General features: G+C 68.7%; 13 protein-coding genes and 1 riboswitch. Of the genes, 2 read left to right on the top strand and 11 right to left on the bottom strand.

Annotated features, from left to right (window positions below):
- The 5 genes from GIY56_RS08270 to GIY56_RS08250 all read right to left on the bottom strand — a co-directional run bounded on the left by GIY56_RS08270 (window position 1) and on the right by GIY56_RS08250 (window position 4192).
- The gene (locus GIY56_RS08270) at window positions 1–597 is read right to left on the bottom strand and encodes an urea amidolyase associated protein UAAP2 (protein ID WP_154764332.1); all 597 of its coding nucleotides are present in this window, start codon (window positions 595–597) and stop codon (window positions 1–3) included.
- Window positions 598–601: 4 nt separating this feature from the next.
- Complete coding sequence (locus GIY56_RS08265) at window positions 602–1402, bottom strand: urea amidolyase associated protein UAAP1 (protein WP_154764331.1); 801 nt, start codon at window positions 1400–1402, stop codon at window positions 602–604.
- Window positions 1403–1479: 77 nt separating this feature from the next.
- Window positions 1480–2259, bottom strand: a complete 780-nt coding sequence (locus GIY56_RS08260) for an ABC transporter ATP-binding protein (RefSeq protein ID WP_154764330.1) — start codon at window positions 2257–2259, stop codon at window positions 1480–1482.
- Window positions 2256–3074, bottom strand: coding sequence for an ABC transporter permease (locus GIY56_RS08255; RefSeq protein ID WP_154764329.1), 819 nt, complete (start codon window positions 3072–3074; stop codon window positions 2256–2258). Before GIY56_RS08255 ends, GIY56_RS08260 begins: the two co-directional genes overlap by 4 nt.
- A gap of 26 nt (window positions 3075–3100) precedes the next feature.
- Window positions 3101–4192: a putative urea ABC transporter substrate-binding protein gene (locus GIY56_RS08250; RefSeq protein WP_154764328.1), complete on the bottom strand. Its 1092-nt coding sequence runs from the start codon at window positions 4190–4192 to the stop codon at window positions 3101–3103.
- Window positions 4193–4262: 70 nt separating this feature from the next.
- Window positions 4263–4379, bottom strand: a riboswitch (guanidine-I (ykkC/yxkD leader).
- Window positions 4380–5015: 636 nt separating this feature from the next.
- On the opposite strand from GIY56_RS08250, the gene GIY56_RS18845 reads away from it, so the two are divergent.
- Entirely contained in the window at window positions 5016–13382 is an 8367-nt protein-coding gene (locus GIY56_RS18845) for a GH36-type glycosyl hydrolase domain-containing protein (RefSeq protein WP_196053573.1), read from the top strand.
- A gap of 138 nt (window positions 13383–13520) precedes the next feature.
- Here the strand turns inward: GIY56_RS18845 and GIY56_RS08240 are convergent, their stop codons facing one another.
- The 5 genes from GIY56_RS08240 to GIY56_RS08220 all read right to left on the bottom strand — a co-directional run bounded on the left by GIY56_RS08240 (window position 13521) and on the right by GIY56_RS08220 (window position 18602).
- A complete protein-coding gene (locus GIY56_RS08240) occupies window positions 13521–14144 on the bottom strand; it encodes an ABC-type transport auxiliary lipoprotein family protein (RefSeq protein WP_154764326.1) in 624 nt (207 codons plus the stop codon).
- Between the two features lie 10 nt (window positions 14145–14154).
- The gene (locus tag GIY56_RS08235; protein WP_154764325.1) at window positions 14155–15402 is read right to left on the bottom strand and encodes an MlaD family protein; all 1248 of its coding nucleotides are present in this window, start codon (window positions 15400–15402) and stop codon (window positions 14155–14157) included.
- A 4-nt stretch (window positions 15403–15406) separates the two neighbouring features.
- Window positions 15407–16186, bottom strand: a complete 780-nt coding sequence (locus GIY56_RS08230) for an ABC transporter ATP-binding protein (protein ID WP_154764324.1) — start codon at window positions 16184–16186, stop codon at window positions 15407–15409.
- Window positions 16183–17274 (bottom strand): MlaE family ABC transporter permease, encoded by a 1092-nt coding sequence (locus GIY56_RS08225; protein WP_154764323.1) that lies wholly within the window; start codon window positions 17272–17274, stop codon window positions 16183–16185. Before GIY56_RS08225 ends, GIY56_RS08230 begins: the two co-directional genes overlap by 4 nt.
- Window positions 17275–17498: 224 nt before the next feature.
- A complete protein-coding gene (locus tag GIY56_RS08220) occupies window positions 17499–18602 on the bottom strand; it encodes an alpha/beta fold hydrolase (RefSeq protein ID WP_230312364.1) in 1104 nt (367 codons plus the stop codon).
- Between the two features lie 976 nt (window positions 18603–19578).
- Here GIY56_RS08220 and GIY56_RS08215 point away from each other — a divergent pair.
- Window positions 19579–20595, top strand: coding sequence for a hemerythrin domain-containing protein (locus tag GIY56_RS08215; RefSeq protein ID WP_154764322.1), 1017 nt, complete (start codon window positions 19579–19581; stop codon window positions 20593–20595).
- Between the two features lie 414 nt (window positions 20596–21009).
- Here the strand turns inward: GIY56_RS08215 and carB are convergent, their stop codons facing one another.
- Window positions 21010–24348 (bottom strand): carbamoyl-phosphate synthase large subunit, encoded by a 3339-nt coding sequence (gene carB, locus GIY56_RS08210; RefSeq protein ID WP_154764321.1) that lies wholly within the window; start codon window positions 24346–24348, stop codon window positions 21010–21012.
- Between the last annotated feature and the right edge of the window lie 65 nt (window positions 24349–24413).

Raw genomic sequence — 24413 nt, 5'->3', positions numbered from 1 at the left:
TCAGTCCCGGATGATGACGCGGATCGGCGTCGGATCGAAGCCGTTGCAGGGATTGTTCACCTGCGGGCAGTTCGAGATGACGCACAGCACGTCCATATGCGCCAGCAGCTCCACATGGTCACCGGGCGACGAGATGCCGTCGTCGATGGTCATCGTCCCGTCTGGGCCGATCGGCACGTTCATGAAGAAGTTGATGTTGGGCACGATGTCGCGCTTGCCCAGGCCGTGGCGGGCCAGCTCGACGATGAAGTTCTCGCGGCAGGCGTGCAGATAGCGCGTCTCGTGCCCGAACCGGACGGTGTTGCTTTCGCACGAACAGCACCCGGCCGACGTGTCGTGCCGCCCGGCCGTGTCGGCGGTGACCGTCAGCATCAGCCGCCCCTCGTTCGAGACGATGCGGCTGCCGGTGCCGATATAGGCCGCGCCGTTGTCGCGCATGGTGTTCTGGTTGCAATAGCGTTCGCCGGGATCGGCGGCGTTGTAGAAGATGGTGTCGATCGCCTGCTGGCCGTGGCTGTCGATGATGCGGATGGTCTGGCCCTTGCGGACGATGCCCGACCAGGGGTTTTCGGCGGAAATGTCGTGGATCCGTTCCATGGGCTTACATCCGGGCGTTGTTCTCGAAGCCGCGGATGGCTTCGGCGGTGGCGGTGCGGCACGGGTCGTCTGCCGCGACGGGCAGGGCGGACAGGCGCGTGGCGATCATCGCGGGCGTGGGCTGCGCGGGATCGGGGTCCAGGGGATGGGGACAGTTCGACAAGGCCAGCATCAGGTCCATCTCGGCCCGCAGCTCGACCCAGTCCTGCCCCGACAGCAGGTCGGCGCGCCATCCGAAGCGCCCCCCGGCATCCACGCGGACCGGCGCGAACAGCGACAACAGCGCGGGCAGGTCGCGCCGGTCGAGACCCAGCTTGGCCGCGGCCAGAAGCATGTTCTGCCGCGTGTTGCGCCGCGCGATGTCGCCGGGGGTGGCCGGGCTTCCGCCGGTCAGGGCGTCATGGGCGCCGCAGCTGTCCTGGGTGATGGACAGCATCACCCGGCCCATGTCGGAAAAGATCACCCGGCCGCGCCCCAGGGCGGTGGTCCACTGCACCTTGACCGTGTCGGGCAGGTTCATCCGCTCGGACGGGTCGGTGGCGGACCAGGCGGCCAGGGCGACGGTGCCCGTCACCGTTTCGGGGGCAATGCGCAGCGCCTCGCCGCGCGCCAGCCGCGTGGTCCAGTACCAGCCGCCCGCGATGGTTTCGCGCGCCAGGACGCGGCCGGGATCGGAGTCGGGGGCGGGAACGGCGGATGGCGCGGGCAGGGCCTTTGGCGCGAAATCCAGGCCGCGGCGCTGATGCGCCTCGTATCGCGCGCGGTCGGCGGCGATCCGTTCGGGGGTCCGGGGGATGTGGTTCATGCGCAAGTCTCCTCGGGGGCCGGGCCGTCCCGGCAGGGAAACAGGGCCGCGTCCGGGTCGTCCCGGCGGGCAGGGGTTCAAAGCGGCGGTTCCGCCCCCTCGGGCGGGTCGAAGGAGGTCCGCTGCCCGGCCACGCGCGGCGGCCAGATCGAGATGTCGCGCGTGATCCGTGCGCCATAGCGTTCCCGTTCCTCGGGGCGGTCGCGCAGGCGTTCGAGGGCGATGACGCGGGTGGCCAGGGTGAAGGCCTCGCGCAGGTCATGCGTGACCATGACCGCCGTCATCGGCACCTCGTTCCACAGGCGTTTCATCAGCTGGTGGATGTCGGCGCGGATCCCGGGGTCGAGCGCGCCGAAGGGTTCGTCCAGCAGCAGCACGCGGGGCCGCATCATCAGCGCCTGCGCTAGGGCCAGACGCTGCTGCATCCCGCCCGACAGCTGGGCGGGATACTTGTCCTCGGACCCGGCCAGCCCGACGGCGGCGATCATGGCGCGCGCCTCATCGGCCAGCCTGCGGCGCGCGGCGCCGAAGCGCCGCCCGGTCAGGCGCGCGCCCCGCAGTTCGGGTCCCAGCATCACGTTGCCCCCGACCGTCAGGTGCGGAAAGACCGAATAGCGTTGATACACCACGCCGCGATCCGGCCCCGGTTCCGGCGGCAGGGGCTGGCCGTCCAGCAGGATGCGGCCGCGGGTCGGCCTTTCCTGCCCCAGGATCATCCGCAGGAAGGTGGTCTTGCCGCAGCCCGACGGACCCACCAGCGCCACGAAGGCCCGATCCGCGATCTGCAGGGACAGGTTTTCCAGAACGACCTGGTCGCCGTATTCCTTCCAGACATTCTCGACGCTGATGGCGCTCATGCCCCGCGCTCCAGGTCGGACCAGGGAAAGACGCGGCTGCGCAGCCGGTCGATGGCGATGTCGGCCAGGACCGCCAGCAGCGTGATCCAGGCGACATAGGGAAAGATCACGTCCATCGCCAGATAGCGGCGCACCAGGAAGATCCGATAGCCAAGCCCCGCATCGGCCGAGATCGCCTCGGCCGCGATCAGGAACAGGAAGGCCGGTCCCAGTTGCAGGCGCAGGCTGGTCAGCAGGCGCGGCAGCACCTGCGGCAGCACCACGCGCAGGGCGATCAGCCAGGTCGAGGCCGACAGCGTCTCGGCCTTGACGATCATCTCGCGCGGGATCTCGTGGACGCGCAGGGCAAGGTCGCGGGTCATGATGGGGGCCACGCCGATCACGATCAGGCAGATCTTGGCGGCCTCGCCCAGGCCCAGGGTGATGAACAGGATCGGCAGCAGCGCCAAGGGCGGCACCATGGACAGGAAGGCCACGAAGGCGCCCAGGCTGGCGCGCAGATAGGGCAGCAGGCCGACCGCCATCCCAAGAAGCAGCGCGATGACGGTCGCGATGCCAAGCCCCGCCGCCAGGCGCATCAGGCTGGCGGCGGTATCGGACCACAGCAGCCATTCGCCCGTGCGGGGGTCGGGCATCAGCGCGATTCGCTGGATCCCCGCCCACAGCTGGGCCGGGCTTGGCAACAGCTTGTCGGCGGGATTGGCGTCAAGCCGGATGGCCGAGCCGATCAGATAGGCCGCGACCAGCGCCGCGAAGGGCAGGCACAAAAGCAGCATCTCGGCGCCGCGGCGGGGTCGTCGGTTGATCCAGCGCATGGCGGTTTCCTTGTCGGGCCGAAGTCCTACAGCGCGCCGTCGGCGGCCATCTGCATCCAGTCGTCGGTGAAGCGAAGCTTGACGTTGGCGCCGTCGCCCAGCACCTGCCCCGAGGGAAGCTCGATCCCCACGGCATCGGCCGAAGGCGCCGTGGGTCCAAGCAGCCCCTTGTCGAACAGGAAGCCCCGGACATGGTCCATGGTCGTCGCGAGATCGGGCGAGTTCACGAAGGCCACCGCCTCGGCGGGCTTGTCGAACAGCCGCGTGGCGGCCAGTTGCGCCTCGTATCCCGCCCCGTCGGTGCCCGAGGCCGCGCCCATCGCCGCCCGCGCCGCCGCGCCCTCGGGCGTGTCGGCGACCATCAGGGCGGTGGTTTCGTACCAGATGCCCGCCAGGGCCTTGCCGAAGTCGGGATTGTCCTGCAGCACTTCGGTGTTGGCGACCATCAGGTCGATGATCTCGCCGGGGATCTGCGCGCTGTCGAAGACCTTGGTCGCCCCCGGCAGCGCCGCGATTTCCGAGGCCATCGGGTTCCAGGTCACCATGGCCGTCACGTCGGGCGTCTGGAAGGCGCCCACCATGTCGGGATCGGCGGTGTTCACGATGCTGACATCGCGTTCGCTCAGGCCCACGCTGTCCAGCGCCCGGGCCAGCAGGTAATGCGAGACCGAGAATTCCACCAGGTTCACGGGCCGCCCCGCGATGTCCGTCAGGGCGGTCCCGTCCTTGAGGATCACCGCGTCGTTGCCGGCGGAAAAGTCGCCCACGATCACCGCCGTGGTATCGACCCCGCCCGCCGCCGGGATCGACAGGCCGTCCATGTTGGTCAGCGTCACGGCGTCATAGCCGCCCGCCGTGAACTGGTTCATCGATTCGACGTAATCGTTGAACTGCGTGACCTCGATGGCGATGCCGTACTTGTCGGCCCATTTCTGCACGATGCCGTTGTCCGCGGCATAGCCCCAGGGCATCCAGCCCGCATAGATCGACCAGGCGACCTTGAAGTCGGTCTTCTCCTCGGCGCGGGCGTGGCCCGCGACGGCCAGGCACAGGCCCAGCGTCACGGCGCCGATCAGCCTGGCCCGGCAGAAGTCGCGATGGAAGTCGGGGTCGTGCATCTGATCCACTCCGTCTGTTGAAGGGATCGTGCGGACACCTGCGACCGGCCAATCCCTTGGCTGATACGAGGTCTCCCGGGTTTTTGTCCCGCCGTGCATCCGCCGGGAATGTCTCTCCCGGCGGTGACGGCTCTCGGTCCAGGCGCATCCCGGGGCGCGGGATGCCGGAACCCTAGCCGTCAACTCATGTCCGTTACATGCTGCGGCGGCCTGCGGCAGAGCAAACGGTTACGCCCCGCAAGACGCAAAATCCCATTACCGAACCGGATGATGCGCCCTATTGCGGCACCAAGCGTGATTATCAGGCACACCGTGAATCAGGAAAGGTGCTTCGGCACGCGCTTCCCGAACCAGGGGCTGCCCTGATCGCCTGATCGCCTGATCGCGCCGCGGGTCCACGGGGATGTCTGGCCGGCCAACCCTGTCGGCCGGGGAATTTGCCGATCCGTGATGCCAAAAGCGTGCATGTCCATCGCGGGTCCAGGGGGCTAACATGCCAAATCCATCGGATGTCGGGGCATGAAAGGGTCCGCAGGCAGGCAAACCGGGGGCGGTCCGCGACAGGACGCCGTCCGGAAGGGCGGGCCTGCTGCCCTGGGCGACTGTCAGGCTTCTCGATGCTGCCCCGAAAAGCGGCAACTTTTTGCCGCCACGTCCCCGCGGCGTGCCGGCCTGCCAAGGCTCGGCAACCAATCGCCCCGCTTTTCGCCGCGACGCAGAATATACAGGAAACCAGGGGATGGCCGGATCGTTGGCCTTTCAGATCTCCTCATCAAGGCGGCCCTTTGTGATCTCCAGCCCGATTTCTTCCCGCCGCCGTCCGGTGCGCGGCTCTGACCGCCCGGACGGACGCCCCGAACCGCGGCGTTGGGCTGAACTGGCGGCCCCGATCCGCCACGACATCTGGCTGGACAGCAGCCCTGCCCAGGCCGGGTCCGATCTGGCAAGCGCGTCCGCCCCCGCGTTGCCCGCCTGGCAGCCCTTCGACTTTCCCGGCCGGTTGACGGACAACCGTGCGGCGGTGCGGGCCACCTATCTGTCGATCTTCAACGTGGTCCGCGACAAGGGCACCGTCACCCCGGCCGCCGAATGGCTGCTGGACAACCATCACGTCGTGGACGAGACCTTCCGCCACCTGCGCCGCGACCTGACGCCAAAGCTGTACCGCAGCCTTCCGTCGCTGCGCCTTGCAGGGGGCGAGACCGTGCCGCGCGTGCTGGCGCTGGCCTGGACCCATGTGGCGCTGACCAATTCCGCCGTCACCCTGGAGGGGCTGACGCAGACCGTGGGCGGGATGCAGCGGCACCTGGACCTGACCATCGGCGAGATCTGGGCCGTCCCCTCGCTGCTGCGCCTCGTGCTGCTGGAAAACCTGCGCCGCCTGTCCGACCGGATCGAGGACGGCCGCCGCAAGCGCGCCGCGGCCAACGCTCTGGCCGACCGGCTGATGGCGGGCACCGCGCCCGAAGCCGCCGCGACCCTGGTGCCCGAGGCGGCGGCGGCCCGGGACGCCACCTTCGCCGCGCAACTGCTGTACCGGCTGCGCGACGGGTCGGGGGCCACGGCGCTGGCGCTGGACTGGCTGGAAGCGCGGCTGGCCGAGGCGGGGCAGACCCCCGATTCGGTGCTGGCGGCCGAACACGCGCGCCAGTCCAGCGGCAACGTCACCGTGGGCAACATCATCCGCAGCCTGCGCCTGATCGACGAGATCGACTGGCTGAAATGGTTCGAAAGCGTGTCCGCCGTGGACCGGGAACTGCGCCGCGCGCCCGATTACGCGGCCCTCGACAACCCCACACGCAACGCCTATCGCGAGCAGATCGAGCGGCTGGCCCGCCGGTCCGACCTGACCGAGGTCGAGGTGACGCGGGCCGCGCTGGCGGCCTCGGACGGGGCGGACCCCGGCCGCGTGCTGATGGCCGACGGCCTGCCGGGTCTGGAAGCGCGGATCGCCTATCGTCCCACCCTGGCCCAGCGGTTGCGGCGCGGCGCCCGGCGCGTCGGCTGGCCCGCGCTGGCGGTGCCCGTGGCGGTTCTGACGCTGCTGGTCGCCCTGCTGATGGTGCAGGGGCTGGACGCCCCGGCGGGGATCGCGGCGCCGTTGTTCCTGCTGGCCCTGTTCCCCGCCTCCGATGCCATGCTGGCCGTGGCGCAGGTCGCCGCCGCCCGGCTGTTCCCGCCCCGCCGCCTGCCCGCCTACGACTTCACCGCCGGGGTGCCGGAATCGGCCCGCACGCTGGTGGTGATCCCGTGCCTGCTGACCTCGCACGACGAAACGGACGAGCTGCTGCGGACGCTGGAACTGCATTATCTGGCCAACCCCCTGGGAGCGGTCGATTTCGCGCTGCTGTCGGACTGGGCCGACAGCCCCGTCGAGATGCGCCCCGGCGACGACCTGCTGCTGGCCCATGCCCGGGCCGGGATCGAGGCGCTGGCCGCGCGGTATTCCGCCACGGGCCGACGGTTCTATCTGCTGCACCGCCACCGCATCCACAACCCGCAGGAAGGCGTCTGGATGGGGTGGGAACGCAAGCGCGGCAAGCTGACGGAACTGAACGCCCTGCTGCGCGGCGACGCCGACACGTCCTTCATGGACAGCGGCCCGCGTCCGCCAGGCGACGTGCGCTTCGTGCTGACGCTGGACAGCGACACGCGGCTGTTGCGCGACACGGTCGCGGCGCTGGCGGGCAAGCTGGCCCATCCGGTCAACCGCCCCGTCAGCGACCCGTCGGGCCGGGTGGTGGCGGGGCACGCGATCCTGCAACCCCGCGTCACGCCCTCGCTGACGGCGGGGGACGAGGCCTCGGTCTTTCAGCGGATCTTCTCGGCCAACCGGGGGCTGGATCCTTACGTCTTCACCGTGTCGGACCTGTATCAGGACATGTTCGACCAGGGCAGCTTCACCGGCAAGGGCCTTTACGACGTGGACGCCTTTGCCCGCGCCACCGACGGGCGGATCCCCGAAAACACCGTCTTGTCCCACGACCTGTTCGAGGGCGCGCTGGCCCGCGCCGCCCTTGTCACCGACGTGCAGGTGATCGAGGATTTTCCCGTCCGCTATCACGTCGATGCCGCCCGCCAGCACCGCTGGATCCGCGGCGACTGGCAGCTTTTGCCCTTCGTGCTGGCGCGGGACAACGGGCTGGACGGGCTGGCGCGGTTCAAGATGGTGGACAACCTGCGCCGGTCCCTGCTGCCTGCGGCATGGATCCTGGCCTCGGTCGGGGGCTGGCTGGCGCTGGCGCCCGGCGCGGCGCTGCGCTGGCAGGCGTTGCTGGTGCTGACCCTGTTCCTGGGTCCGCTGATCAGCTTTTACGCCGGGCTGGTGCCGAACCATCCGTCGGTCTCGGCCCGGCGGCACCTGCGGGTGCTGCTGGCCGAGGCGGGCGCCTTTGTCTCGGCCGTGCTGCTGCGCCTGTCCTTCATGCCGCACCAGGCGGCGCTGGCCCTGGACGCGATTGCCCGCACCCTGCACCGGATGCGGGTCAGCTGCCGGCACCTGCTGGAATGGCGCAGCAATTCCGAAGTGGCGGCGGGCGGGGCGGGCAGCCGGGCCGATTACCTGCGGCGGATGGCGGCGGCCCCGGCGGTGGCGGCCGCGGCGCTGATCCTGGTCGCGCTGGTCAATCCCGCCAACCTGCCCCTGGCGGCGCTTGTCGCGCTGGCCTGGCTTGCCGCGCCGCTGATCGCCTGGGAAACCAGCCAAACGCTGGAAACGCAGGACCGCCTGGACATCGCCCCGGCGGACGGCGCCGCCCTGCGCCGCACCGCCCGCATCACCTGGCGCTTCTTCGAGGAATTCGTGGGATCCGACACCCACCACCTGCCGCCCGACAACTTCCAGGATTCGCCCGTGCCGAAGGTGGCGGAACGGACCTCGCCCTCCAATGTCGGGCTGTATCTGCTGGCGACGCTCTCGGCGCGCGATTTCGGCTGGATCGGCCTGCCCGAGACGCTGGACCGGATCGAGGCCACGCTGACCACGCTGGAGCGGATGGAAAAGCTGAACGGCCATCTGTTCAACTGGTACGACACCCGCGACCTGTCGGTGCTGCACCCGCGCTATGTGTCGTCGGTGGACAGCGGCAACCTGGCGGGGCATCTGGTGACGCTGGCCTCGGCGCTGCGGGGATGGGCGCATGGGGCGATCGTGCATGTGCCCACCAATCCCCAGGGCATCGGTGACGTGCTGGACGTGCTGGCCCGGCAACTGGCGGCGATCCCCGACGACCGGCGCGCCCTGCGCCCGCTGCGCCGCCGCGTGCAGGAACGGATCGAGGGGTTTTCCCAAAGCTATGCCAACATCCTGGCGGAACCGCAGCTTGCTTCGGTGCGCAGCCTGAACCTGGCGGTGATCGCCAACGACATCCGCCAGTTCGCCGAGGCCTATGTGGCGGAAATCGACAGCGACGGCGGCGATCTGTTGTGGTGGGCCGACGCGCTGCAACGGGCCTGCGAGGCCGCGATCCGCCCGCCCGGCAATGCCCCCAAGGTGCAGGAACGGGTGGCCGCGCTGTCCGAACGCGCCCGCGCGCTGGCCTTCGGGATGGATTTCGGCTTCCTGATGAACCCCCAGCGGCGGCTGTTGTCCATCGGATACCGCGCCGATGCCGCGCAACTGGACGAAAGCTGCTACGACCTGCTGGCGTCCGAGGCGCGGCTGTCCAGCCTGTTCGCCATCGCCAAGGGCGACGCCCCCAACGAACACTGGTTCCGCCTGGGCCGCCCGGTCGCGGCCCTGGGGACGCGCGGCGCGCTGCTGTCCTGGTCGGGGTCCATGTTCGAATACCTGATGCCGCCCCTGGTGATGCACGAACGCCAAGGCAGCCTGCTGGCGCAATCCTGCGAGGCGGCGGTGGACGAACAGATCGCCCATGGCCGCGCGCGGGGCGTGCCCTGGGGCGTGTCGGAAAGCGCCTTCAACGCGCGGGACCGCGACATGAACTATCAATACTACGCCTTTGGCGTGCCGGCGCTGGCGCTGAAGCGGTCGGGCAGCGACGACCTGGTGGTGGCCCCCTATGCCACGGCGCTGGCCAGCCAGATCCGTCCGCGCGCGGCGGTGGCCAACCTGGACCGGCTGGAGGAGATCGGCGCCCTGGGCCGCTATGGCTTCTTCGACGCCATCGACTTCACCCCCGCCCGCCTGCCCGAGGGCGCCGACCTGGCCGTGGTCCGCAACGTCATGGCCCATCACCAGGGCATGACCATCGTGGCCATCGCCAACGCGGTGCTGGAAGGCATCCACCGCGACCGTTTCCACGACGACCCGGTGATCCGCGCGGCCGAACTGCTGTTGCAGGAAAAGGCCCCGCGCGAGATCGTGCCCATCACCCGCACCGCCCCCGGCCACGGGTTGGCGGGCAGCGACGCGGAACCGGCTCCGGCGCCGCAAACGGTCGTGGAAGATCCGGGCCAGGCCCCGCGCGCCATCGGGCTTTTGTCGAACGGCCGTTACACGCGGATGGTCACCGCCACCGGCACCGGCTGGTCCCGGCTGGACGACCGGGCCGTCACCCGCTGGCGCCCCGATCCCACGCTGGACCGCGACGGGCTGTTCCTGTTCCTGCGCGACGCGGAAACGCAGGACTGGTGGTCCGCCACCGCCGCGCCCAAGGCCGCGCCGTCCGAGGACGCGCGCGCGATCTTTTCCGATCACAAGGCCGAATTCCTGAAAACCGCCTTTGGCATCGAAAGCCATCTGGAGATGATCGTCGCCTCGGAAGCGCAGGCCGAAGGGATGCGCCTGACGCTGCGCAACCGGTCCGCCCGCCCGCGCGTGATCGAGGTCACCACCTATGGAGAGATCGTGCTGGACCGGGCGGGGGCCGACCTCGCCCATCCGGCCTTTTCCAGGATGTTCGTGCGCACCGCCATCGGGCGCGACGGCAGCGCCGTCATCGCGCGGCGCAACCGCCGCGGCACGGAACCGGTGCTGCACCTGGCCCACCTAGCCGTCGGCGGCACGCCCCTGGGCGCGGAAACCGACCGCCGCGCCTTTATCGGCCAGGGGCGCGACATCACCCGCCCCGCCGCGATGGACCCCGGCGCCCGGCTGGAGGGCGGGCAGGGCTTCACGCTGGACCCGATCCTGTCGCTGCGCCGCCGGGTCCGCATCGCGCCCGGCAAGGAGGCCGTTCTGACCTTCTGGACCATCGTGGCGGATGACGAGGCCACGCTGGACACCGCCCTGACCCATTATGCCAACCGAGCCGCCTATGATCACGAAAGCCGCCTGGCCTGGACCCAATCGCAGGTGCAGCTTCGCTACATGAACAGCTCGCTGGAGGAGGCGGCGGTGTTTCGCGCCTATGCCGCGCAGCTGATCTGGTCTGATGGCCGCATGGGCGTGGCCGATCCCGAGATCCGCGAGGCCGTCGGTCCGCAATCGGGGCTGTGGGGCCTTGGGATCGGGGGCGACCTGCCGGTCATGGTGCTGCGGGTCGATACGGAAAGCGACCTGCCCATCGTCCGCAAGGCGCTGCGGATGATGGAATACTTTCGCCATCACGGGGTGCATGCCGACCTGGTGGTCCTGAACGACCGCGCGTCCAGCTATATCCAGGATCTGCAGAACGCGCTGAACGCGCTGTGCGACACCTTCCTGCGTCCGGGCCATCCCGACCCCGCCGCGCGTCGTGTCTTCGTCCTGCGGCAGGACCAGATGGACCCCGCGCAACTGCGCGCGCTGCTGGCGGTGGCGCGGGTCGTGCTGCACAGCCGCAACGGCACCCTGTCCGAGCAGATGGCCCGCGTGGACGCCGCCAAGGCTGCCCCGCCGCGCCTGGCGCAGCTGTCGCTGCCCGGCCCGGCAACGGGCGTGCCCCGCGACCTTCCCGCCTTCCCGGCCGAGGATTTGCGCCACTTCAACGGCTATGGCGGCTTTTCCGCCGACGGGCGCGAATATGTCGTCCGCCTGCGGCACGGGGAAACGACACCTCAGCCCTGGATCAACGTGATCGCCCGCGACGGCTTCGGCTTTCACGTGTCCGCCGAAGGCGCGGGCTTCACCTGGGCCGTGAACTCGCGCGATTACCAGATCACGCCCTGGTCCAACGACGCCGTGGAAAACCGCCCCGGCGAGGCGATCCTGCTGCGCTGCCGCAAGACGGGCCGCATCGCATCGCCCTTCGCGGCGCTGTCCGGCGATCCGGGCGCCATCCACGAGACGCGGCACGGCCTGGGCTTCAGCCGCTTCCGGTCCTGGAGTACTTGGGTCGATCTGGACGCCGTGCAGGTGCTGGCCACCGGCGGCCCGGCCAAGCTGACCCGGCTGCGGGTGACGAACCGTGGACGGGACCGGCTGGACCTCGATTGCCTGGCCTATGCCGAACTGGTGCTGGGCAACGACCGGGGCCGCACCGCCCCGGTGATCCGCGCCCGCGCCGAAGGCAACACGATCATCGCCCGCAACGCCTTCGCGGTCGAGTTTCCGGGCCGGGCGGCGGGGCTTGCCTGCGACCGGCCGGTGACGGGGCACCTCGCCTCGCGCGCAGCCCTGCTGGGCGCGGGCGACCTGCGCCGCCCCGATGCCCTGGCCGCAGCCTGGCCGGGCGCCTCGGCCGAGACCGGCGGCGATCCCTGCCTGGCGCTGCGGACCCGCCTGACCCTGGACCCCGGCGAGACAATCGAGGTGGTCTTTGCCCTGGCCGATGCCCCCGAGGCCGAACTGCCCGACCTGCTGCGCGACGTGACCGGCGGGGCCGAGGCGGCGCAGGCCCTGGACACGGCAGCGGCGGAATGGGACGGCTTTCTGGACACGTTGCAGGTCCGCACCCCCGATCCGAAGCTGGACCTGATGGTCAACACCTGGCTGCCCTATCAGGCGCTGGCCTGCCGGATCCGGGCGCGGTCGGCCTTTTACCAGGCCTCGGGCGCGTTCGGGTTCCGCGACCAGTTGCAGGACACCTCGGCGCTGATCCTGCACGACCCCGGCCTGTGCCGCCGCCAGATCCTCAATGCCGCCGCGCGCCAGTTTCCCGAAGGCGACGTGCAGCACTGGTGGCTGCCCGCCAGCGGCGCGGGGGTGCGCACGACGATTTCGGACGACGTGGTCTGGCTGGGCCACATCACCGAGCGTTACGTCCGCCTGACCGGCGACCGCGCCATCCTGGACGAACCCGTGCCCTTCATCGCCGGTCCCGCGCTGGAACCGGGCCAGCACGACGCCTTCCTGACCCCCGAACCGTCGGGCGAGGTCGCGCCGCTCTATGACCACTGCGCGCGCGCGCTGGATCTGGCGGTGGCGCGGACCGGGCCGCACGGGTTGCCGCTGATCGGGGGGGGCGACTGGAACGACGGCATGAACCGCGTGGGCGAAGGGGGCCGGGGCGAAAGCGTCTGGCTGGGCTGGTTCCTCTGCGCCACCATCGACAGCTTCGCCCCCCTGGCCGAGGCGCGGGGCGACACCGCCCGCGCGGCCGCCTGGCGCGCGCACCGCGACGCGGTGGCGCAGGCGCTGGACACGGCAGGCTGGGACGGCGCCTGGTATCGGCGCGGCTATTTCGACGACGGCACCCCCCTGGGATCGGCGGGGTCCGACGAATGCCGGATCGATTCCATCGCCCAAAGCTGGGCCGCCATCTCGGGCGCGGGACAGGCCGACCGGGTCGGTCCGGCGGTGGACGCCGCGCTGACCCGGCTGGTGGATGAGGGTGCGCAGGCGTTCAAGCTGTTCACCCCGCCGTTCGAGAGGACCGACAAGGAACCCGGCTATATCAAGTCCTATCCCCCCGGCGTGCGCGAAAACGGCGGCCAATACACCCATGCCGCAAGCTGGATGGTCTACGCCTTGGGCCGGATGGGCCGTGGCGGCGACGCGCATCGGCTGTTCGATCTGCTGAACCCGATCTCGCACGCCGAAAGCCGGTCTGAGGCCGACCGCTATCGGGTGGAACCCTATGTGGTCGCCGCCGATGTCTATGGCGAAGGGTCCAAGGCCGGACGCGGCGGCTGGACCTGGTACACGGGCAGCGCAGGCTGGCTGTATCGCGCGGCGGTCGAGGGCATTCTGGGCATCGTCCCCGAAGGCAGCGACTGCCTGCGGATCGACCCCGCGCTGCCGCCCGACTGGCCGGGCTTCACTGCCACCGTGACGGTGGCGGGCCGCAAGCGCCGGATCGAGGTGACGGGGGAAGGAGCGACCCTGGACGGGAAAGGGCCGGGACCGGACGGGACGTTCGCCCTTTAGAAAAAGCCGCCCGTCCACCGCCCGGTCCGGCCGCGCCGTTCCGGGACCTGTCCGATACTGCCCTCATGAACAGGGCGCGAATGATCCTGCCTTGGGCGCGGCATGTCCTGGAAAGACCGCCGCATTGCCGGGCTTTCCTTACCGGCATCCCCCCGGGTTCACGCCCGAGGCGCGCAGACCCCAATCGGTCATTTGCGTGACCAGCTGCCGCGCCGCCGCGTCGAAGGCCGGGATCAGATCCGCGGTGCGGGTGCTGGCCGCGGGAACGGTGGCGGCGAAACGACCGCGAGAGATCACGTCCGCCTCCATCTCGCTGACCATCTGCGCCTCGACCGTCAGCCGGACGATCACGCCATCTGGGGTCAGTTCGGCATTGAAATCCTCGATCTCGCTGATCAGGGCATAGTCGCCCGACAGCCCGAGAGGCGCACGGCCGACCTGGGAATAGCTGCCCGTCGCGCCCAGGCTCTGGACCAGCAGGCGTTGCAGCATCGCCGGCACCGTGTCGCCCCACTGCGCGTCCGGCAGGTATTGCGTCTGCAGGGCCGAGGGACGGATCATGATCCGGTCGCTGTCCAGCGTGCCGCGCGCCTTCGGGGGTTCGATGACCAGCTCTCGGATCCGGGCGCGCCCGCAGCTTCGGGCGGGGGGCGGGCGCAGCTCGAACAGGTCGCGGTCCGGCTCGCCCTGAAGGGCGGACAGGGCACCGCATCCGGGCAAAGCGCCCAGGGCTGCGATCAACAGGGCGGGAAGCAGGCGCATGGAAACCTCATCAGCGGCGGAATTCGGGGGTGCGGGGACCGGACAGCAGCTGTGTCGGATTGCGGCGCAGGGTCGAGACAAGCTGGTTCATGTTCTCGACCAGGGCGCGCAGATCCTGGGACAAGCGCGAGATCCGGGGCAGCGTGTCGGCGGCGAAGGCCTGCACGGGTGTGCCGGCGCCGTCGATCACGCTGCGCAGCGACTGAAAGGCCCCGGCGGCCGAATCCGCGGCCTGGCGCAGACTTGCGGTGATTTGCGGCAGATCCTCGGGCAGGCTGGCCAGCGCGGTGTTCACCGCGGCCAAGGTGTCGCGCAGGTCGCCGGCCACGGGGGCCAGATCGCGGGTGATGACGGTTTCCGCCGCGTCAAAGGCCCGCGTGCCTGCCGACAGCGCAGTGTCGAGACCGTCCAGGCTGGCCGTGCCTCGTTCACCCAAGGCGGTCAGCCCCGCGGCGCTGCGTTCCAGCTGTTGTGTCATCGTCGTCAGATCGCCCGAAACATAGCGGTCCACCCGATCCAATGTCGCCGTGGCGGCGGCCAGGGTGGTCTCGGCCTCGGACGCGGCATCGGCGAAACGCTCCAGCGTCACGCCGGCGCTGCGGCTGAGACCATCCATCTGCGCCCCGAAGGCCGCGATGCCGGTGGCGGCCTTTGACACCGCATCGGTCGCGGTGGCCACGTCCTCCAGCGCCTGGTCCAGGTTGCCGCTGGATCGTTCGACATTGTCCAGGATCGCGGCCACCCGGCCCTGATTGTCCGGTCCCAGGATTTGCGACAACTGTTCGGCCACCAGGCTGAGGCGGCTGATGATCTGCGGTCCCTCGTCGCCAAGCGTCTGCAAGGCCGACCGGCTGGAGGCGATGACCGGCACCTCGGCGGTGTCGGTCTCTCTCAGCAGCGGGGCGCTTGCGGATCCGGCGGTGATCGCGACCAGCGCCACGCCGGTAACGCCCTGCACCTCCAGTGCGGCCACGCTGTCGCTGCGGATGGGCGTGTCCAGGATCACCTCCAGCCGGACGCGGACGGGCAGGGGGTTGCCGGGCGCCAGTTTCATGTCCACGACCCGCCCCACCGGCAGCCCGGCGAAACGCACGTCCGATGAAACGCCAAGGCCCGACACTTCGGGAAAATACACGTCGTAATAGGCAAACTGGCGGTCCAGTTCCAATCGCGCGAACCACAGGACGAATCCCAGGATGCCCAGAAAGCCCGCGATCGTGAAGGCGCCGATCAGGATATAGTTGGCCTTGGTTTCCATGGGATCAGTCCTTGTCCGGGATGCCATCGGTCGCGGCCCGCGCCCGGGGTCCGTGGAAATACTCGTGCACCCAGGGGTGATCGACCTGCAACATCTGGGCCATCGTGCCGGTTGCCAGCACCTTGCGTTCGGCCAGCACCGCGACGCGGTCGCAGCAGGCGTGCAGCGTGTCCAGGTCATGCGTGACCAGAAACACCGACAGGTTCAGCGCGTCGCGCAGCGTCACGATAAGCTTGTCGAAGGCCGAAGCGCCGATCGGGTCCAGCCCGGCCGTCGGCTCGTCCAGAAAAACGATCTCGGGGTCCAGCGCCAGCGCCCGCGCCAGTCCCGCGCGCTTGCGCATCCCTCCCGAAAGATCCGAAGGGTAATTGCCGTTGGCCTTCCAGGGCAGCCCCGCCATCGAGATCTTGAGTTCCGCCAGTCCCTGGCGCTGCGCATCCGAAAGGCCTGCCACGGCCTTCAGCGGCACCTCGACATTCTCGCGCACGGTCAGCGACGAAAAGAGCGCCCCGTCCTGGAACATCACCCCCCACCGCTGTTCCAGCGCGCGCCGGTCGGGACCGGAAAGGGTTCCGATCTGCTTTCCCAGCACCTCGATCGTGCCGCCCTGGCACGCCTCAAGCCCGACGATGGCGCGCAGCAGGACCGACTTCCCGGTCCCCGAGCCGCCGACGACCCCCAGGATCTCGCCCCGCCGCAGGTCCAGGTCCAGGCCATCATGCACGACATGATCGCCGAATTGCGTGCGCAGGCCCCGGACGCGGACAACAGGATCGCCGTTCATAACCCCACCTGCGCGAAGAAGACCGAGAAGGCCGCGTCCGCGATGATGACGGCAAAGATCGCGCTGACGACGGCAGACGAGGTCATCCGTCCCAGCGATTCCGCGTCCTGGCCGACCCGCATCCCGGCATGGCAGCCGATCACCCCGATGATCAGGGCAAAGACCGGAGCCTTGATCAGGCCGACGACGGCGTGGCTGACGCTGACATCCGCCAGCCGCGCGACAAAGACGGCCGGGGAAATGCCCAGTTCGATCCAGGACATCACCGCACCGCCCAGCAGGCCGGTCAGCGCCGACACCAGGCCCAGGATCGGCAGCATCAGGACCAGGGCCAGCACCCGCGGCAGGACCAGCACCAGGTCGGGGTCAAGCCCCAGGGTCCGCATGGCGTCGATTTCCTGGCGCATCTTCATCGACCCGATGGACGCGGTCAGCGCCGAGGCCGTGCGCCCCGCCACGATGATCGCCGTCAGCAGGATGCCCAGTTCGCGCAGGATCGAGATCGCGATCAGATCGACCACGAACACCTCGGCCCCGAACTGGCGCAACTGGTCCGAACCCTGGAAAGCCAGCACCACGCCGATCAGAAAGGACATGACGGCCACGATCGGCACGGCGCGCAAGCCGGTTTCCTGGCAGTGATGGATCAGCGATGTCGCCGGAAACCGTGACAGATGGCGCAATCCCCGCCCAAGCGCGGCCAGGGTGCGTCCCAGATACTCGGTCAGTTCGCCCAGATAGGCCAGCGCCCCGGCCACGCGGCGCCCCGTGCCGTCCAGGATGCGGCTCCACCAGGGGGGAGCCTTGACGGCCGGGTCCGGCACGGGCAGCGCCCTTGTGACGGTCGCAAGCAGGCCGGCATGGTGGTCGGACAGTCCGGTCAGCGTGCCCCCGGCCGCACGCCGCCGCGCCAGTTCCCATGCACCCGCCGTATCCATCCGGACAACGCCCGCAAGATCGATCCCTGCCGCATCCGGCGTGTCGGACAGCTTGCCCAGCGTCCACACGACCAGGTGGCCGGACAGGATCGCACGATGGCCGACAACCTTTACGGACAGGTCAGGCAAGGCCGCATCGGCAACCGTCATGCCCACCCGCACCCGCTTCGCGCGCGGACATGGGCGCGCGCCCTGACGCCGCGGTCAGGCCGTTTCACCAAGGCGGCGGGAATGCCGATTGCCGGTGGAAGGTAACGGGACAAGCTCAGATCGACCTCATGAAGAAAACCCTGTTCGGGACCTGCTTGCCGCGGGACAGGCGCGAAGAACCCGTCCGTTGCCGTCGATAGCATTCACGAGACGTTCTTGCATCCTTATCTTCCGGAATGGCAAGGCCGTTCCGGCGGCGGCGCCTTTCCGACGCCGGTGACGGCCGCCGCCCTTCGTTCAGGCGGTCCTGTCCGGTACGGCCGTTCGTGTGGCGGGGCCACGTCCTCGATCGCGGACATGACCGCCTCGGTCGCGGTCTGGTGGATCATGTGGCCCGCGCCGGGAATGCGGCGGAAACTGCTGTGCGGGATGTCGCCATGAAGCCTGGCGGATTGCCTGTCGGGGTCCACGAGACGGTCCTCGGCCCCCGTGATGATCGCCACGGGCATCCCGAGCCGGGGATAGGCGTCACGGGCAACAAGGGCATCCGGTATCATCAGGGCCGACTCCGCGGCGCTGGCGCGGATCTGGGACGGGCGGACCGCCATGGCCTTCGGGAACCCGGCGAACTTCTCGGGCACGGCCTGGGGACCGAAGATCTTGCGCATCAGGATCGGCCATATCAGCCGGCTCAGGATCGGAGAGACCGTGTAGCGGATGACATCGCCCACGATCGGCACTGCCGGAGCGGCCATGCCGACCACGTCAAGCCGCGCCGTCGGATAATGATAGCCCGACGCCAGAACAAGCCCGCTGACCAGGGCGGGATACCTGTCCGCCAGCGCCACCGCGACAGAGCATCCCCACGAATGGCCAAGAACCGTCGCCCGCGTGACGCCAAGCCGTTCAAGGGCATCGTGGATCAGGTCAGCCTGCGCGCCGGGCGTCCAGATGGTGTTCCGGGGACGGTCGCTGTGACCATAGCCGGGCCGGTCGAGAACGATCACGCGGTATTTCCGGGCGGCAAGATCGACAAGGCCGCTCGATTCGAAATCCTGGATCATGCTGCCGTTGCCATGCAGCAGGACGACCGGTTCGCCGCTGCCCCGCTCCACATAGTGAAGACGGACGCCCTTCACGGTCAGGAAGCTTCCGGCCGGGGGATTGTCCTGCTCGGCCTTCCGGGCCAGCCGATGGTTCACGACGGCCGCGATGGCAAGGCCCGCCGCAAGGCCGATGATGGCCGCCCGGGCCGAAGGACGCGAGGGCGGCTTGCGGACCATGTTCTGCAAATCCGCGCGCAGGGGCCTGCTGGGTGAAAAGTTCATGGGGAAATCCGATCCGGAAAACTGCGCCTTGGCCTCGCGGTGCGGGCCATCCTGCGATGCAGCATGACGACGCGCGAACCGATGCGGTGGTTCCCTGCATCCGGTCCCCCCATGGGCTTTGGACCCTTCGCGACAACCCGAACCTGGCGTCGAGGCCGGTTCAAGCCGCGATGACCGCGCCATGCACTTGCCGCCTGCGTCCCTTCAGGTCTCAACGCCGCCCGCGTGCGTCATGGTCCCCGTTGATCCCGGTGTGGGCCGATGATTGCACGAAGCCTGGATCGAGTGCGGCGGGCCGCACCCCGGGCCATCCGATGGCCCGTCCGAATGCCCGTGCAAGCGATCCGCCGTGTTCGACGGGATCTGCCAGCGCGTTCGCCACAGTGAGGCCGGCGTGTTCGTTCGGCGTTCCTGCGGGATCAATCTTCCGTCCACGCTCCTCGATCGGAAAGGTCTGACATGCGGCCGCATGTCGTCCTGTTCGCCGGCATGGGTCTTTTTCCGGGGCAATCCCCTTTCTTCGTCCGTCTTTCGAGAAGCCTCGGCGTCCTCACGATCGTGCTTGCGAGGGCCGGGATACTCACCGTTGGGATGGTGCTTGGAGCGTTCCGAGTCGGCAAGAAGTCGTACGGCCATGATGAGGCCTCCATGGGTCAAGGGCAGAACGGTCCGCCGCGTCCATTGGAACATGGGTTCCGGAAGACCGCTTTACACCGGCCGGGCCGGACCTAACCCGCAACGCCATGGGAAGGCAGGAAAGAAGGACAGCCCCCGCCGGCTGAACGGTTCGTGACCCGTCAACAAAGCTTTCAAGTGCCGTATCCATCGGTTATGCTGCAATGCAGCGAGACATTCAGCGAATCCTTCCCGGATGATCCTGCCAAAGCTTCCTTGAGCAACCAGCATGTGATGTCTTCGCACTTCGGCGGGGCCTTTGTCGCTGGCTTCGGGTTCAGGGAAAGCATATCCGGAAGACATGTCCATGACCCTCCGCCAGACGATCCAGGCTGCTCCTGGAAAGGCCGTTGCGTTGATCACGAAACGCTCCGCAACCTCGAACCAGGCGGTAAAGGCCCGCGAAAGCCTTCATGCGGAACTGAATGACGAACTCGTCCGCTATGCGGAGATCGAGGAGCACCACCTTCTGCCGCTGTTGCGCAAGAACCCTGAAACCAGGGATCTCGCCGTCGGTGCCCTGAAGGGCAACCGGGAATTGCGCGCTTCTCTCGAGAAGCTGGCGGGTCTGCCGAAGGACGATGACGCGTTCCTCGTGGCGCTTTCCGATCTGAACAAGGGTCTTCAGCAGCACCTTCGCAACGAGCGCAAGGAGCTTCTCCCCGCCGTTCTCAAGGTGCTCGGCGATGCAGAGATGCCCAGCGTGGCCGCCGCCCCCGGGGATGCCGTCAAGGCGGTCGAAGCCTCCGGACCCGATGAAGGGCGCGAGGAGCGGCGAGAACAGGCAGGGCAAGCCGAACGCCAGGCTGCAGAGGCCCGGCAGGCCGTCGCCCGGGTTCAAAGGGAGGCGGAGCGCGTCACCCGCGAGGCGACCGAGAAGGTGGCCGACGTGACGGAACATGGCGGCGCCGCCGTGCGGGACCGGACCCGCCAGGTCACGGAAACCTTCACCGAACGCGCACAGCAGGTCGCCACCGACACCCGGGCGGCCATGACGACCTGCGGCGACTCGGCACGGAAGATGGCCAAGGACATGCAGGTTGCCGCCACAACGTCCGGCGCATCGCTGGGGGTTCTGTCGGACGTTTCCTCTGCCTGGACAACCTGGTTCGAGAAAGCCACCCGCGCCAATGCTGACGCTGCGCAGAAGCTGTCGCGTGCCAAATCGGTGAAAGACCTTGCGGCGGTGCAACGCGAGTTCGCCACCAGCATCATGCACAACTGGATGGAACGCCGCGCCGCGATGCTGCAGGCCGCGCGGCGCCACTCGAAGCAGGCGTCGAACCCCCTTCAGGCCCGCGTGAACGAAACGGCGTAACCACACGACCCCGCATGGTGGGCGTTGCTGCGACATGCGGCAGCGCCGCCCGTGCGGGGACATCGGGGCGCAGGCGGTCACGCCCGTCACTAGGATCGTGTCCACGCCAGAGCTTCTGGCCCTCCATCCGCATCCGGGCCATGGGGGCAAACCGCCGCGACGATGCCGCGCCGTGTCGGACCGGATCGCGGCCCCTGGCGGGCGCGGGCACATGCCCAGCGAACAGGACCGCAAGGTTCAAGGGTCCGTCGATCCCGCCCCCTTATCGCCAGCACACCCTGATCGAGCGCCTCTTGAACAAGCGCAAGCACTTCCAAAAGGTCGCCACGCGATGAGAAAACGCCCGCAACCACCTTGCCGCCGGTCTCACCGCCTCAAGACGCCTCCGGATGCGACATCACGGAGCCGCAGCCCTCAGGCCTGCAACGACCGCACGCCGACCTCGCCCTCGCCCCGCGACTTGATCGCCGCCACGGCGGCGATGCTTCCTGCCGCGGTGGTGAAATACGGGATCTTGTCATAAAGCGCGACGGCCCGGATCTCGCGCGAATCCGCGATGGCCTGGGCGCCCTCGGTGGTGTTCAGGACCATCGCGATCTCGCCGTTCTTCAGGCTGTCCACGATGTTCGGGCGGCCTTCGTAAACCTTGTTCACGTGGCTGGTTTCGACGCCTGCCGCAGACAGGAACTCGGCGGTGCCGCTGGTGGCGACCAGCTGGAAGCCCATGGCCGTCAGGTCGCGGGCGGCATCGGCCAGGGCCTCGGTCTTGTCGGCGTCCTTCACGGAAACGAAGACCCGCCCTTCGCCGGGCAGGTGGGTGCCCGCGCCCATCTGCGCCTTCAGGAAGGCGCGGGCGAAGTTGCGGTCCCATCCCATCACCTCGCCGGTCGAGCGCATTTCCGGGCCAAGCAGCGTATCGACGCCGGGGAAGCGGGCAAAGGGCAGCACCGCCTCCTTGACCGAAAACCAGGGCGTGATCGGGTCGGCCAGGGTCAGGGGATCGGCAAAGGGCAGGTCGGTTTCGGGACCGACGCCCGCGGGATAGGGGTCGCGCAGGGGGAAGTTCGACATCGGTTCCCCCGCCATCAGCCGCGCGGCGATCGAGGCGATGGCGCTGTCGGTGGCCTTGGCGACAAAGGGCACGGTGCGGGACGCGCGGGGGTTCACCTCCAGCACATAGATCGCGCTGTCCTTGATGGCGAACTGCACGTTCATCAGGCCCTTGACCTTCAGCGCGCGGGCCATGGCGACGGTCTGGCGCTTCAGTTCGTCGATGGTGGCCGCGTCCAGCGTGTGCGGCGGCAGGCAGCAGGCCGAATCGCCCGAATGGACGCCCGCTTCCTCGATATGCTCCATGATGCCCGCGACATGGACATTCTCGCCGTCCGACAGCGCGTCCACATCGACCTCGATCGCGCCGGACAGATAGCTGTCGAGCAGCACCGGGTTCTTGCCCGACACGCTGACGGCCTCGGTGATGTAGCGCTTCAGGTGGTCGGTGTCGCGCACGATCTCCATCCCCCGGCCGCCGAGGACGTAGGAGGGGCGGATGACCAAGGGGAAGCCCACCTGTTCGGCGATGGACAGCGCCTCGTCGGCGCTGCTGGCGATGCCGTTGACGGGCTGGCGCAAGTCCAGGTCGTGCAAAAGCTTCTGGAACCGCTCGCGGTCCTCGGCCAGGTCGATGGCGTCGGGGGTGGTGCCCAGGATGGGGATGCCTTCGGCTTCCAGGGCGTTGGCCAGCTTCAAGGGGGTCTGGCCGCCGAACTGGACGATGACGCCGTGCAGCGTGCCGTTTTCCTGTTCCACGCGCAGGATTTCCAGCACGTGTTCCAGGGTCAGCGGCTCGAAATACAGCCGGTCCGAGGTGTCATAGTCGGTGGACACCGTTTCCGGGTTGCAGTTGATCATGATGGTTTCATAGCCCGCATCGGTCAGCGCGAAGCAGGCATGGCAGCAGCAATAGTCGAACTCGATCCCCTGGCCGATGCGGTTCGGGCCGCCGCCCAGGATCACGACCTTTTTCGCATCCGTCGGGCGTGATTCGCATTCCACGTCGCCCATCGCGGGCGCTTCATAGGTGGAATACATGTAGGGGGTCTGGGCCTCGAACTCGGCGGCGCAGGTGTCGATGCGCTTGAAGACGGGAACCACGTCCAGACTGCGGCGGATGCGGCGGATGTCGTCTTCGCCGCGCCCGATCAGGTGGGCCAGGCGGGCGTCGGTAAAGCCCATCATCTTGACGGCGCGCAGCCCTTCGGCATCCGTGGGCAGGCCTTCGTGGCGCAGCTTGTGTTCGGCCTCGACGATTTCGCGGATGCGGGCCAGGAACCAGGGGTCGAAGCTGGTGATGCGCCCGATCTCGTCATCCGACAGGCCGAAGCGCATCGCCTCGGCAATGACGCGGATGCGGTCGGGGGTGGCCTTCGACAGGGCGGCGATCACGGCGGGCTTGCCTTGTTCGGTCGCGCCCTCGATGGGAATTTCGTCCAGGCCCGTCAGGCCGTTTTCCATGGACGCCAGCGCCTTTTGCAGCGATTCGTGGAAGCTGCGGCCGATCGCCATGACCTCGCCCACGGACTTCATGGCGGTGGTCAGTTCGGGCTTGGAACCCGGGAATTTTTCGAACGCGAAGCGCGGGATCTTGGTGACGACATAGTCGATGGAAGGCTCGAACGACGCGGGCGTGACCTTGGTGATGTCGTTGTCCAGCTCGTCCAGCGTATAGCCCACGGCCAGTTTCGCGGCGATCTTGGCGATGGGAAAGCCGGTCGCCTTGGACGCCAGCGCCGAGGACCGCGACACCCGCGGGTTCATCTCGATCACGACCATGCGGCCGTCCGCCGGGTTGATCGCCCATTGCACATTCGACCCGCCGGTTTCCACGCCGATCTCGCGCAGCACGGCGATGCTGCCGTTGCGCATGATCTGGTATTCGCGGTCGGTCAGGGTCAGGGCCGGGGCCACGGTGATGGAATCGCCGGTGTGGACGCCCATCGGATCGACGTTCTCGATGGCGCAGACGATGATGGCGTTGTCGTTGCGGTCCCGCACGACCTCCATCTCGAATTCCTTCCAACCCAGCAGGCTTTCATCGACCAGCACCTGCGCGACCGGGGACGCATCCAGGCCCGAGCGCACGATGCGTTCGTAATCGTCACGGTTATAGGCGACGCCCCCGCCGGTGCCGCCCAGCGTGAAGGCGGGGCGGATGATGGCGGGCAGGCCGATGTCCTCCAGCGCGTCCATGGCCTGCTGCACACCGGCATTGATGTCGTATTTGCCCGATGCCAGCTTGGGCGCGGCGACGATGGTGGCCTTGGGGTTTTCCAGCCCGATCCGGTCCATCGCCTCGCGGAACAGCTTGCGGTCCTCGGCCATCTCGATGGCGGCGCGCTGCGCGCCGATCAGTTCGACCCCGTAACGGTTCAGGACGCCCATGTCGGCCAGCGCCAGCGCGGTGTTCAGCCCGGTCTGCCCGCCCATCGTGGGCAGCAGCGCGTCGGGGCGTTCCTTGGCGATGATCTTTTCGACGATCTCGGGGGTGATCGGCTCGATATAGGTGGCGTCGGCCATTTCCGGGTCGGTCATGATCGTCGCGGGGTTCGAGTTGACCAGGATCACCCGGTAGCCTTCCTCGCGCAGGGCCTTGCAGGCCTGGGCGCCGGAATAGTCGAACTCGCAGGCCTGCCCGATGACGATGGGGCCTGCGCCGATGATCAGGATCGACTTGATATCGGTTCTTTTCGGCATGGGCTTGATCCTTGGGCTTCGGGCGGCTGGCGGCGGCTAAATCGTCCGGGGTTATAGCCATGCGC

Source organism: Paracoccus lichenicola (genome assembly GCF_009708075.1).
Taxonomy (GTDB): Bacteria; Pseudomonadota; Alphaproteobacteria; order Rhodobacterales; family Rhodobacteraceae; genus Paracoccus; species Paracoccus lichenicola.
Note: the sequence above shows the minus strand (reverse complement) of the source record. Positions and strands in the feature narration are given on the sequence as shown.

Bases quoted from the DNA above. Each gene is read 5' to 3' on its own strand.
- GIY56_RS08270 (WP_154764332.1), bottom strand. From the start codon at position 597: ATGGAACGGATCCACGACATTTCCGCCGAAAACCCCTGGTCGGGCATC.
- GIY56_RS08265 (WP_154764331.1), bottom strand. From the start codon at position 1,402: ATGAACCACATCCCCCGGACCCCCGAACGGATCGCCGCCGACCGCGCG.
- GIY56_RS08260 (WP_154764330.1), bottom strand. From the start codon at position 2,259: ATGAGCGCCATCAGCGTCGAGAATGTCTGGAAGGAATACGGCGACCAG.
- GIY56_RS08255 (WP_154764329.1), bottom strand. From the start codon at position 3,074: ATGCGCTGGATCAACCGACGACCCCGCCGCGGCGCCGAGATGCTGCTT.
- GIY56_RS08250 (WP_154764328.1), bottom strand. From the start codon at position 4,192: ATGCACGACCCCGACTTCCATCGCGACTTCTGCCGGGCCAGGCTGATC.
- GIY56_RS08240 (WP_154764326.1), bottom strand. From the start codon at position 14,144: ATGCGCCTGCTTCCCGCCCTGTTGATCGCAGCCCTGGGCGCTTTGCCC.
- GIY56_RS08235 (WP_154764325.1), bottom strand. From the start codon at position 15,402: ATGGAAACCAAGGCCAACTATATCCTGATCGGCGCCTTCACGATCGCG.
- GIY56_RS08230 (WP_154764324.1), bottom strand. From the start codon at position 16,186: ATGAACGGCGATCCTGTTGTCCGCGTCCGGGGCCTGCGCACGCAATTC.
- GIY56_RS08225 (WP_154764323.1), bottom strand. From the start codon at position 17,274: ATGACGGTTGCCGATGCGGCCTTGCCTGACCTGTCCGTAAAGGTTGTC.
- GIY56_RS08220 (WP_230312364.1), bottom strand. From the start codon at position 18,602: ATGAACTTTTCACCCAGCAGGCCCCTGCGCGCGGATTTGCAGAACATG.
- GIY56_RS08215 (WP_154764322.1), top strand. From the start codon at position 19,579: ATGTCCATGACCCTCCGCCAGACGATCCAGGCTGCTCCTGGAAAGGCC.
- carB (WP_154764321.1), bottom strand. From the start codon at position 24,348: ATGCCGAAAAGAACCGATATCAAGTCGATCCTGATCATCGGCGCAGGC.